Genomic DNA, 11,787 nt, shown 5'->3' with positions numbered 1-11,787 from the left:
CTGGTCGCGCTGGCGCGGGTTCGGCGGCGACGGCCCTCTAATAGGCGATATGAATGGCAGGACCGCTCGATGAGATCCGAGCGAAGATTGATCTGGCAGAGATCGTTTCGGGATACTTGCGGCTTCAGCGAGCCGGCAAGAACCTAAAGGGTCTCTGCCCGTTCCACAACGAAAAGACCCCCTCCTTCTTCGTAATCCCCGACCTGAACCGATTCAAGTGTTTCGGTTGCGGCGAATCGGGCGACGCTTTCGCCTTCCTGATGCGCATGGAAGGCATCGGCTTTGCGGACGCCGCGCGCCGCTTGGCAGCCAAGGCCGGCGTGCAGCTTGCCGACAATGCTTTTGAAAAATCAGCCACCGAGCGCAGCCGATTGGCCGGGCTGCAGCGCGCCGTGCAATTCGCCAACTACTACTTCAGAAACTCGCTCGCTCAGAGCGAGACCGCTCGCGCCTATCTTCAGAATCGAGGCATCGATGAGGCAACGATCGAGAAGTTTCAGATCGGGTTCGCGCCCGATTCTTGGGACGGTTTGCTGAACTATCTCAAACGCAACGAAGTGAGGCTGGAAGAGGCCGAACACGCTGGCGTCATCGATTCTGGGCAAAGAGGCCTCTACGACAAGTTTCGAAACCGGATCATGTTCCCGATCTGGGATGCGACCGGGCAACCGATCGCTTTTGGCGGGCGGGCATTGGGCGATGGCGAGCCCAAATACCTCAACTCGCCCGAATCGCCGCTGTTCGAAAAACGCAAGACGCTCTATGGGCTGCATCTAGCCCGCTCTGCCATTTTCAAGTCGCGCTCGGTGATCGTAGTCGAAGGCTATGTCGATCTGATCGCCCTTCATCAAGCGGGCGTGGAGAATGCCGTCGCGACCTTAGGCACGGCGCTGACCGAAGAGCACGCTCAACGATTTCAACGCTTACAGGTCGAGCGCGTTTACCTGGCTTATGACGCCGACGAAGCAGGAAGCCGAGCGACCGAACGCGCTTTCGAACTTCTGAATGCGACCAACTTGGCAACCTACGTCGTAGCGCTGCCCGCCGGACAAGATCCCGATGGTCTGTACCGTTCCGAGGGCTCGAATCGGATGCAGCGCCTGATCAAAGAGGCGGAGCGATACCCTAGCTATGCGATCAAGGCGCTAGCCGCCAAGGCCGATTTGCGCTCCGACGATGGTCGCGCGAGGCTGATCGCCGCGGCGCTGCCCGTCCTGGCTCAAGTTCGATCGAACTCCGAGCGAGACGCCTATGTGGAACAGTTAGCCCCCTATGCCCCCACTTTCAAGATCAACCCGAAAGCTGCGGCCGATTCGCTAAGGCAAGACTTGGCCGCATATATTCGGAGCCAGCGCAAGGGCGCTAAGCCTGCCAGCGCCGAAGCGCCCACCCGGCGCGTTGCGACCGCCTTCGGGCCCGCAATCCTAAAGTCCGAACAGACCATCTTAGCGGCGGCGCTGTTGCCTAGTACCCGTTCCAAAGCATGGTCGATCATGGCGTCGGCCCTGTTCCACAGCCCGGAGAACGCGCGTCTGGCGCGACTCTTGCTCGATCAATGGCCAACGCCTCCCTCCTACAGCCTCTCTGATATGCTCGCCGAATTGCAGGACGAACCAGCCCGCCATGCCCTTGCGGACATCGTATCGCAGGCTGTCGTCTTTACGGAACCGTCCGAGACCGAGCTGAAGGACTGCGCGGCTTATCTCAGGAAAAAGACCGCCAAGTCAAAGGCTGCTGTTCTACTTCGCACCATTGCAGAATCCGAGCGCAAAGACGAGGCGTGGTCAGAGTTCATCGAGTTGACCAAAAAAGTGGAATAATATCAGCGATCATGCTTGATCCCATCGTCCAAGACAGCCTCGACAGCGGGGCCTATCAAGCCCTTATCAATCAGGGGAGCGAACGGGGCTACGTAACGCTCGACGAGATCAACCAAATCCTGGCGCCCGATCTGTCCGACCCTGAAATCATGGAGCTGATCATCGAGGCCTTCGAAGACCAAGGCATCGCCGTTTCTTCGACGGACGCGCCGCCGCCCAAATCGACGACCATTGCGCCCGAGCACGACATCACGGAAGCCGAGATCGCGGCGATGGACGCCTCGCCGATCGAAGACACGCTCAAGAGTTGGATCAGACAGATCAACCGGGCGCCGCGCCTTGACGCGCATCAAGAAGTTCAACTCTCGCAACGGATGCTGACAGGCGACGAACATGCTCGCGACGAGTTCACCCAAGCCAACCTTCGTCTGGTCGTTTCGATCGCCAAAAGATTTTCGGGGCGCGGTATGCCGTTGTCGGACATGATCCAGGAAGGCAATCTCGGCCTCATCCGCGCGGTCGAAAAGTTCGACCCATCGAAAGGCTTTCGATTCAGCACCTACGCCGCTTGGTGGATACGACAAGCCATAACCCGCGCTATCAGCGAGCAGACTCGAATGATCCGTCTGCCAGGGCATGTAGCCGAGAGTATCGGCAAGATGCTCAGGATCAATGCCGAGCTAGAGCAGCACCTTGGCCGCCCTCCTTCGTTGCAAGAACTGGCTAATGCCGCCGATATGACGGTCGATCAGGTTACGAATCTGATGAAGATTACTCCGGATCCGATCTCTTTGGAGATGCCCGTGGGAGATAGCGAAGAAGCCGCATTGATCGACTATCTGGCTGGTAACGAAGAATCGGCCGAAGACGCCATGGGACGCGAGGAAGCCAAGCTCCAAATCGAACAGTTCTTAACCGTGCTGGCGCCCAGCGAGCGCAGAGTGATCGAACTAAGATTCGGCTTGGACGACAACGACCCGCTTACTTTAGAAGAAACCGCGAAGGTCATAGGCGCATCGCGAGAGCGCGTAAGACAGATGGAGCGAAAAGCCATGCGCAAACTGCAGGACGCCGCTCGCCGCTCGCAGATCGAAGAAGCCATCACCGCTCTTTAGCATCCGACCGGCCGCAATCGTTAGGGTTTCTTGGTGTATCACAATGAAGAGCAAGGAACTGAGAAACCTAGGCATTACCGATCCAGAGATACGGCTATTGGCAGTCGAACTCATCCGAAAGGCGGCCAAGCACGGATTGAGCGCGGAGGCCATCCGCGATCGAGTTCGCAAGGTCGCATCAGACCCGCAGGCGACCCTAGGCTGCGAGCGCTTCGGCGAATTGGCGCAAGCCCTGATCGAAAAGCCGCCCGTTGTCTTTGAACCAAAGGACGCGCCCTGGCAACAGTGGGGCGACGACCTGGAGCCAGACGCGGTGCGTCAGATGACGGACGCCTGTCAACTGCCCATCACTGTGCGCGGCGCGCTCATGCCCGACGCGCACGTGGGTTACGGACTGCCCATTGGCGGCGTGTTGGCCACTCACAACGCCGTCATCCCGTACGCCGTGGGCGTCGATATTGCTTGCCGAATGAGATTGACCGTTTTCGACATGCCGGCAAAGTCTATTCGCACGGACGCGGCCTTTTTGTCCAAAGTGTTAGAGCGAGAGACGGTCTTTGGCGTCGGCGCCGGACAGCGAGACCCGACCGACCACCCGGTGATGGAAATGGACTGGGACGTATCCCCGATCACGCGACAAAACAGGGACAAGGCCTGGAAGCAGTTGGGCACCAGCGGCTCGGGCAACCACTTTGTCGAGTTCGGCGAGCTGACTCTCGATCAACCCGACTTGGGATTGGAAGCGGGCGTCTATCTGGCCGTCATGTCGCACAGCGGCTCTCGCGGGACCGGGGCGCTGGTCTGCCAGCATTACTCGCGCCTGGCAATGCAAGAGCGCAAGGAGCTTCCCGACAACCTGAAGCGTTTGGCCTGGCTCGACTTGGATACAGATGCCGGTCGAGAGTATTGGATGGCCATGGAGCTGATGGGGCGCTACGCCCACGCGAATCACGAACTGATTCACAAGCGCATCGAACGGGCGCTCAAAGCGAAGGCAATGGCCTGCATCGAGAACCATCACAACTTCGCATGGAAGGAGATTCACGACGGCCAAGAAGTGATCGTTCATCGAAAAGGCGCCACGCCGGCGGGTCGCGGCGTTCTGGGCGTCATCCCAGGATCGATGGCCAGCCCGGCGTTCGTCGTTCGCGGCAAGGGGCACGAAGGCTCGCTTCTCAGCGCCAGCCACGGAGCCGGTCGTCGGATGTCCCGCACCAAGGCGAACAACACGCTGAGATGGTCGGACGTGAAGAAAATGCTGGCCGAGAGGGGAGTCACCCTTCTTTCCGCGGGATTGGACGAGGCGCCCGATGTCTACAAGGATATTCATACGGTGATGGCGCATCAGCACAATCTGATTGATGTGGTTGCCCGATTCGATCCGCGCATCGTCAAGATGTGCCCGGCGGGCGAACGTCCTGAAGACTGAGCCCGCCGGGTACCATAAATACAGAAATCGCATGAACGTCCGCTGGGCTATAATCGCCGATGATCATATTCAAGACGTCCGCACGGGCAAGAATTCGCTCATCGGCATCTTCCACAACGTCGGTACGCCTGGATTTCCAAGCCGTCATCCCAAGATGTCGCTCGTCATGCAGCTAGAAGCCAGCCCGATGGATCGTGGCAAGAGCCGTCACATCGAAGTGCGATTAGTGGACGAGGACGGCCAGGAATTGATGAAACTTCAAGGCGACATCGACGTTCCTTCCGATACGCCGGTCGATCAGGCCATACCCATGGTGGTCGCGTTCGAACTGAACGGCGTGGAGTTCAAGGGTCCTGGACGGCATCGATTCGACATTTTTGTCGATGGCGACCCAAAGAACGAGGTTACTTTCAACGTTGCCCCATCGCCCTAAATCTCGCCGCGCCGGGCCTCAATGAGGGTTACTTCCACTTCATCGCCCGTCGGGCAGACCTTGCGCGATTGAAGGCCCAACTTCCAACCGCCTTTAAGAAGTTTGTCGGCAAACTCCCATCCCGAATCGCGCCATGGATCGGCAAAAAGCGCAACGCCCCACGGCGCAAGGCTCGCTTCAACAGCGCTCATTAAAGGTTCGTGCAGCGCGCGCTCGTAAGCCACGTCCGACGCGATCACGACATCGAACAGTTCGGTCAGACGCCAGGCGCGCCAGTCCTCTTGCAAAACACGAATGCCTTCGATTCCGTTTCTAACTGCATTGGATCGGCACATCTCTAGGGCGCTCGGGGCGCTGTCCGTTTGCGTTACCACGCCGCCCAATCTTGCTGCCACCATGCCGCACAGTCCCAGCCCGGCGCCCAGCTCCAGGACGGATTGGGACTGAACCAGTTCGGGGCGCTCGGCCATCTGTTCGCCTAGAGCCACTGCGGACTCCCAGAGAATCGCCCAATAGGGCAGTTCCGCATCCTGAGGCAGCTGAGCGAGCAACGAATCGATGTCGTCCACCATCTCGATCCGATACTCTTCTCCGCCGACTCGAACGGTGCGCTCGACTAGCTTGAGTTGCAGGTCTTTAGAGGCCATACGCCGCTTTGCGAGGTTTGCGCTTCGCTTCGTAGCAGAAGCGCGAATCGGGGAACATCTTGTCGGGATTGCACCGGTCGTCCGGATTGAAAGCGTCTTTCACCACTCTCATCGCCTCCAGATCCTCTTTGGCAAACATTCGATCCATCAGGTTCCGCTTCTCGACCCCGATTCCGTGTTCGCCCGTCAGACTGCCGCCCTCGGCCAGGCACATTTCCAGTATCTCGTCCCCGGCGGCCAAGACGCGCCTAACTTGATCCGGGTCCGAATCGTCAAAGAGCAACACCGGATGAAGGTTGCCGTCCCCTGCATGAAAGACGTTCGCGAGCCTTAAGTCGTGCTTCTGCGCAATGGCAGCCGCTGCCTTTAGAGCCTTGGGCAACTTTGCTCGTGGAATGACGCCGTCTTGGGTGATGCACGACGGCGCGAGCCGACCGAGCGCTCCGATCGCCTTCTTCCTGGCAGCCCACAATCTCGCTCGGTCCAACTCGTCCGCTGCCTGTCGGACTTCTCGCGCGCCGCTTCGTTCGCAAATGCCCTTAACCAACGAAGCCTGCCTTTCGATGCCAGCCTCCAAACCGTCCACTTCGATCAAGAGCGCAGCTTCGGCGTCCAAAGGGAATCCGTACTTGAAAGCCGCCTCGACCGCCTCCAAAGCAAGCCGATCCATCAGTTCTAGCGCGGCTGGCACCAAACCCGCGCCAATAATTTGCGTAACCGTCTCCGTTGCCTGTTCCAACGTGTCGAAAATGGCCAAAAACGTTCGCACGCTTTGGGGCAATGGCGTCAGCCGGGCAAAGACCTCCGTAACGACCCCGAACGTCCCTTCGTGTCCAACGATGACTCCCAGCAAGTCCAGCCCGATCGCCTCGTCCTCCCATCCGCCAATCTGGACAATCTCTCCGTCCGGCAAGACCATCTTAACACCGGTTACGTGATTGACCGTAACACCGTACTTGAGCGTGTGCGGCCCGCCGGAGTTCTCGCCGACGTTGCCGCCTATGGTGCAGGCGCCTTGGGAGGACGGATCCGGCGCATAGTGGAGCGAGTGCGGCTTGGCGGCTTTTGATAGATCGACGTTGACCGCGCCTGCCTGCGCATGGATGCGACGGCTTCGAGCATCGATCTCAATAATTTGAGTCATGCGGGTCGTCGCAATGATCAGGCCGCCGTTCGGAGCCAGACTGCCGCCCGACAGCCCAGTGCCCGCCCCTCTTGGAACATACGGCATTCGCGCTTGATTGGCGAATCTCACCAGTTCGGCGACTTGCTCCGTCGTCTTAGGCAAAACCACCGCGGCCGGAAGCGCTCTCTCGACCGTCAAAGCGTCGCAGTCGTATGCCAACAATCCGGCGCTGTGCGTTAGTACGCCGTCCTCGCCAACGATCTCTGCGAGATCGCTTCTCAGCGATGCTAGGCGATCCAATAGCCCAGCCCGATTACGGCCAGAGTCGTCGCTACGAATCCGATGCGCTTTAACTCGAACTTTTCGAACCCAAGCGCTACCAGTCCGACCAAAGGCGTCAGCAAGAGCGTCCAAAGGCCCCAGGCTATAGTCTCACCGCCGCCTGAAGATTGCAACAGGCCGACGGTTAGCAAAATCGCGGACGCCCCAATGCCAAGGCGATAGACGATTGCAATGTCAACCCACGGCTTAGCGCTCTTCATACAAAATGTTGAAAAGCACGTCGCCGACGGTTTGCAAACTGCGCGCGGTTACCGCTCCTGGAGCATCTCGCAACGTCTGCCATGCCGGATAATCGCGATCGGCCACATAGATCGTCTTGATTCCTGCTTGATTGAGGGGCACGTGTTCGGCCTCGACCTTGTGCTGAACTTGATCGAAGAAGTACTTCTTGTACTCCATCTCGTGCGCTTTGCTGATCAGTCGGTCGTTCAACTCCTTCGCAAAGGTCTCTGAATGCTCTTCTCGAAAGATCTGTAGCGTCTCGTCTGCCACCATGTCGACAATAATGCCCCACTGCGGCTTAGGCGTCGGTAGGTTCTCGGCGAAGCGCTTGGCCCCGTTCAATCGACCGACCGGTCCGTGCGTGCCGTCAAAAAGGACGAAGACAAAGCCGTTTTTCGGCACGGCGCTCTTGAGCGAGCGAGCCATCTCGATGATCAGCGCCGGCCCCGATGCGCCATCGTTCGCCCCAGGCACCGGCTTCTTGCGGTTCTCTTCGCTGCTGTCTCCGATTGCAAACGCTTGCGTATCGTAATGGGCGCCAATCAGCGTGGATTTCTCTGCGCTGGGATTGATAACGCCTACGATGTTGTAAAGCCGCGTACTGACATTGTCGACGGGATTCAGAACCGTGAACTCTTGCTCGTAGACGCGATCGCAATGCTTGGCAAGTTCGCGCTTGAGAAACTCTCGACATGCTTGATGCGACGCCGTACCGGGCACTCGCGGCCCAAAGTTGACTTGCTCCTTGATAAAGGAATGCGAAGCATCGCTCTGAAAGCGCGTGAGACCGTGAGTCGGAGGCATTTTTTCGACGGGTTGTGCGAAGACCGGCGTCAAGACCGCTAATAGAATCGTTAACCCAACTATTCGCTTCATAGACCGCTCCTTTGATGGGATTAGCCTTAGGATACCTCAGGTATAACCCGCTAGGATGAAGGCGCGCTATCTTTCGCTCAAACCCCTGATTGTCTGGAGGCCGCAATCCACCGATTGGGCGCAAATCTTTGGACGGTCGGCGCCAGTCCATCTTGAGATAGGATTCGGCCATGGCGAGAACCTCGTCAAACAGGCCGCGACACATCCGCAGATCGATTTTGTCGGCATCGAGATGGACTGGGAATGCGTTGCTCGCGCTCTCCGTCGAGTTGCTCAAACGGGTCTTTCTAACGTTCGAGTTTGCCTTGGCGACGCGCGTTCGATATTGACCTATCGATTTGATTCGTCCTCTCTCGATGCAATCGTATCGCTCTTTCCTTGTCCCTGGCCTAAGGAAAGACACGCAAAACATCGCCTCTTCGATGCTCCGTTTCTCAAGCTGATGCAAAACCGGCTAAAGAATGGCCGCGAGGCCACGATCGTAACGGACAGCGAGGAGTATGCCGATTGGATCATGGAGCAAGCCGTTGCTTGCACGATTCAAGCCAGCGTAAAGACGACATCCGCAGGGTACGATACCAAGTACGAGCGCAAGTGGTTGAGCGAAGGCGCCCGCCATTTCTACAAAATCACGATTCCTTCCGCCCAAACGGAAGCCGTTCGAAGGGAGATTGCGTTGCAGGGCCATACGATACATCGTTTCGATCCGGCAAGATTTACACCTATCGACCAAACAGGGTCGATAGCCGTCCTGTTCAAAGAGACGCTCTACGATCCTGCGCGCGAAAAAGCCATGATCCGCACGGTGGTCATCGAGGACGACGTTCAACAGCACGTTTGGATCGAGATTGTCAGGCGCGACGACGGCTGGCGCATTCGGCCCAGCCAAGGCACTGGCTTCATGCCCACGGTCGGGATGCAGCGAGCGCTCGACTTGCTGAAGGAGGCCGCGGAGCGTCAGTTCTGATTCGACCGCCTGATCGACTCGATCAGGGTCGGAAAATCGTGCGGCGCCTCGGGCGTCGGGCCCTGTAGAGACCTGCGAATGCTGCTCCACCAATTCCAATCGTTCACCATCGAGGCGTCAAAGATCATCACCCCGTGGGAGTTCTGGATGGATGCGCGAATCGCCTTCTCAAACTCCGTTGGTCGATCCCGGTAATCCTGTGTGTAGATGCTGGCGTAGACCCAAATGTCGTTTGCGGCCAATTCGACCGCCTTCTTGGCCGACGCTTCGACCGTGCGGTTTTCGTCGGCGTCCTGCGCCGCCGCATCGGCCTGATAGGCGATGGGATAGTAGCATCCGGGCATCAGATAATCCAATCGCCCTAAATAGGAGCTGAACCGAAACGCGCCGTCTACAAATCCATAGGCTCGTTCTATTTCGTCGCTGCTCCAGTTGACGCCCACATCGTAATAGGTCGAGAACCAACTGCCCACATAGGACCCTACCGGTATGTCCTTGACCGACTTGACCGTTGCGCGAATCTCGGACATCAGATCGCGGATGACCTCCGACCGAAACCGCGCCCACTGTCCAAACTTGCGGCCCAGCACCACCGGCTGCCTTGGCAGAGCCGGTATGGTGATGATGTCCTCGGGAAATCGGTAGTCCGTGCCAAATCGCTGCTCGAACAGTCTGCGCGAGGTCTCGCTGAAATCGACATTGATGTTCGCCCATCGCAATCGATCCATCACGATGCCGTCGATCGGGTAGTTCTCGACCAACTCGCGAATCATGCCCAAGATTCTGGACCGGACCTCTGGCAGCAGCGGATTCACAAAGACAGCAAAGCCTTCAGTGTCCGAATCGGCTATCGGCTTAAAGATCGGGCTGACTTCCAGGCGAGCGGCAATGCCGAGCGAGGCCAGTTGCTCGAAGGTGGCCGCCGCCTTTCCGTCGGCCAACAGCACCCAGCCGCCTTCCGGCGGTGCAATCGGATCCGTGATGAAAGCGCCGTCTACAACGGCTTGAACGCGGTAGTCATCGCTTAGAACCGCATAGGCGCGGCTGGCTCCATTGCCTTTGGGCGCAGGCGCGGCCGTCCGAAGATAGGCCGAAATGCCATCTGGCGGCGGTTCCGATTCAAATCGATCTAAGTCAAAACGGGCTCCGCCTGGAAGTGTGAGAGACCGTTTGCCTGTATAAGCAACGGATTGCCATTCGGGTTTATCGTATGCCGGACCGACCGAGAACATTCGATGGCCTTCGCTCAGCACGTTGAGCGCAATGTGCACCGGCATGTTCTGCGCATGGGCTTCTTCTAAGAACATGGCCAAAATGTCGAGGTCGACTGGCGCCGTTACGCCTCGCCATTCGGTCAGTTTCGGAGCAAATTGAGAAGGGTAGATGACGTGCCCGCTGATGGGCTTCACGTCTAAGATGATCAGGTTCAATCCGACTTCGCGGCAGTTTCGCACAAAATCTCGGACACGATCGCGATGCTGGGTCCAGGAGATATTGGCCGTCGCATCGACCCAGATGACCCGCCCCTGCAAACCTAGCTTTCGCGCAATGGCGGTCGTCGAATCTTGGCAAAAGCCCAGGCTAAACGCAACACAGACGGCTAAGAGAATGCGCATGATGATTGTGATAAGAAGCGGCCCGGCTGAACAAAGCCGGGCCGCCGAGTTGATTCTACCAGACGACAACCGTTGATCAGCAACCGGCGCCGAAGTTTTCTAGTACGATCGCCAGATCGACGTCGTCGACCGTGCCATCCTCGTTCAAGTCCTCGGGATAGAACGGGCCGATGGCGCCGAATGCCTCAAGGACTCGAGCCAGATCGGTATCGTCTACACAACCGTTCAAATCGACATCCCCAGCGATCAAGTCATAGACGCCAGGATTGTCGATGTAAACCGTGTAAGGGCCTTCGTCTCCTGGCGTTGCCGGCGAGAACGCGATCATCTCGAGCGTGCCGTTGTTGAAGTCGAGGATGCCATTGGCCGTTGCGCCTGCAAACGCATGGAGCGTATCGGTCGAAGGCCGCCAAATGATTTTCAGCCATCGGTTTCGGGCGTCGGCCCCAATAACCCTGCCGCCGGGCGGCGAAACTCCCTGCTCGGCGCGTACAAACTCGATCCCGTTCGCCGAGCCTCCATTCGTGCCGCACAGGGCTCCCGAATTCGTCTCTCGAACGGCAATAGCTACCTTCAAATCCGGAACGGGAGCGCCGAAGAACTCCGGATCGGGATTGACGGTCGGCACGTACATAAAAATCACCACGGCCTTTGTAAAGTCGCTGATGGCCGGGTTGGGCAGGTTAGGGGTGTTGAACGTGGTCAAACGCAACCAAGCGTTGGCGGCAACCGTCCATCGCCATCGCATCTCCAGCGAATTGCTGCCGCTCCAGGCCCGCCGGTCAGAAACCTGCGTCAGATTGGTCGGATTGAAGAACGGATCGGTAACGATAAAGCCAGCGGTCGATCCACTAAAACTCGGCTGCCTAAACATCACAGCGCCGTTGCCGCCATAGACGGGAAAACTGTCAAAGTCGGTAAAGATGCACTGCGAATGGGCCGCAAACGCAAGGCTCGCGCCCAAAACAAGCGTGAATGCACGCATAGGAACTCCTCCTTTTCTCAATTCTGCCCCAAAAGATTCAGGGCTTCCCTCAGATTATACATCGGCTCTCGGCAGACAAGCGCCCGCCGAGAGGTTGATGCCGTTACCAGTCGCGGGCCCAGTACATATTGTCCACCGCCTCGCCGCGCCATGCGCCGTTGTCAAAGATGTAGTCGCGGTGGTACCACTTGTTGGTATTGCTGCTCTTG

The 11,787-nt window shown here is 58.1% G+C and carries 11 protein-coding genes and 1 pseudogene; 6 read left to right on the top strand and 6 right to left on the bottom strand.

What is annotated here, in order from left to right:
* The first annotated feature begins 53 nt into the window (after nt 1-53).
* The 5 genes and pseudogenes from HUU60_11095 to HUU60_11075 all read left to right on the top strand — a co-directional run bounded on the left by HUU60_11095 (nt 54) and on the right by HUU60_11075 (nt 4,797).
* Nucleotides 54-1,820 (top strand): DNA primase, encoded by a 1,767-nt coding sequence (locus HUU60_11095; GenBank protein ID NUL83251.1) that lies wholly within the window; start codon nt 54-56, stop codon nt 1,818-1,820.
* Nucleotides 1,821-1,831: 11 nt separating this feature from the next.
* Nucleotides 1,832-2,047 (top strand): annotated as a pseudogene (locus HUU60_11090) (hypothetical protein).
* Nucleotides 1,970-2,935, top strand: a complete 966-nt coding sequence (locus HUU60_11085) for a sigma-70 family RNA polymerase sigma factor (protein ID NUL83250.1) — start codon at nt 1,970-1,972, stop codon at nt 2,933-2,935. Before HUU60_11090 ends, HUU60_11085 begins: the two are co-directional and overlap by 78 nt.
* A gap of 43 nt (nt 2,936-2,978) precedes the next feature.
* A complete protein-coding gene (locus HUU60_11080) occupies nt 2,979-4,364 on the top strand; it encodes an RtcB family protein (GenBank protein ID NUL83249.1) in 1,386 nt (461 codons plus the stop codon).
* Between the two features lie 31 nt (nt 4,365-4,395).
* Nucleotides 4,396-4,797, top strand: coding sequence for a hypothetical protein (locus HUU60_11075; protein NUL83248.1), 402 nt, complete (start codon nt 4,396-4,398; stop codon nt 4,795-4,797).
* Here HUU60_11075 and HUU60_11070 read toward each other — a convergent pair.
* From HUU60_11070 to HUU60_11055, 4 genes are read right to left on the bottom strand one after another with little or no spacing between them, the layout of a single operon-like run.
* Entirely contained in the window at nt 4,794-5,444 is a 651-nt protein-coding gene (locus HUU60_11070) for a methyltransferase domain-containing protein (GenBank protein ID NUL83247.1), read from the bottom strand. The two genes, HUU60_11075 and HUU60_11070, sit on opposite strands and share 4 nt — an antisense overlap.
* A complete protein-coding gene (locus HUU60_11065; GenBank protein NUL83246.1) occupies nt 5,434-6,870 on the bottom strand; it encodes an FAD-binding protein in 1,437 nt (478 codons plus the stop codon). The genes HUU60_11070 and HUU60_11065 overlap by 11 nt, the downstream gene beginning before the upstream one ends.
* Complete coding sequence (locus HUU60_11060; protein NUL83245.1) at nt 6,858-7,112, bottom strand: hypothetical protein; 255 nt, start codon at nt 7,110-7,112, stop codon at nt 6,858-6,860. Before HUU60_11060 ends, HUU60_11065 begins: the two co-directional genes overlap by 13 nt.
* Nucleotides 7,099-8,010: a M28 family peptidase gene (locus HUU60_11055; GenBank protein NUL83244.1), complete on the bottom strand. Its 912-nt coding sequence runs from the start codon at nt 8,008-8,010 to the stop codon at nt 7,099-7,101. Before HUU60_11055 ends, HUU60_11060 begins: the two co-directional genes overlap by 14 nt.
* A 55-nt stretch (nt 8,011-8,065) precedes the next feature.
* On the opposite strand from HUU60_11055, the gene trmB reads away from it, so the two are divergent.
* The gene (gene trmB, locus HUU60_11050) at nt 8,066-8,977 is read left to right on the top strand and encodes a tRNA (guanosine(46)-N7)-methyltransferase TrmB (protein NUL83243.1); all 912 of its coding nucleotides are present in this window, start codon (nt 8,066-8,068) and stop codon (nt 8,975-8,977) included.
* Here the strand turns inward: trmB and HUU60_11045 are convergent.
* Nucleotides 8,968-10,593, bottom strand: a complete 1,626-nt coding sequence (locus tag HUU60_11045) for a family 10 glycosylhydrolase (GenBank protein NUL83242.1) — start codon at nt 10,591-10,593, stop codon at nt 8,968-8,970. The genes trmB and HUU60_11045 overlap by 10 nt on opposite strands.
* A 76-nt stretch (nt 10,594-10,669) precedes the next feature.
* Nucleotides 10,670-11,578: a hypothetical protein gene (locus HUU60_11040; protein NUL83241.1), complete on the bottom strand. Its 909-nt coding sequence runs from the start codon at nt 11,576-11,578 to the stop codon at nt 10,670-10,672.
* Nucleotides 11,579-11,787 lie beyond the last annotated feature (209 nt).

Source organism: Armatimonadota bacterium (genome assembly GCA_013359125.1).
GTDB lineage: Bacteria > Armatimonadota > Fimbriimonadia > Fimbriimonadales > GBS-DC > JABWCR01.
This window is presented reverse-complemented; position numbering and strand designations above follow the sequence as displayed.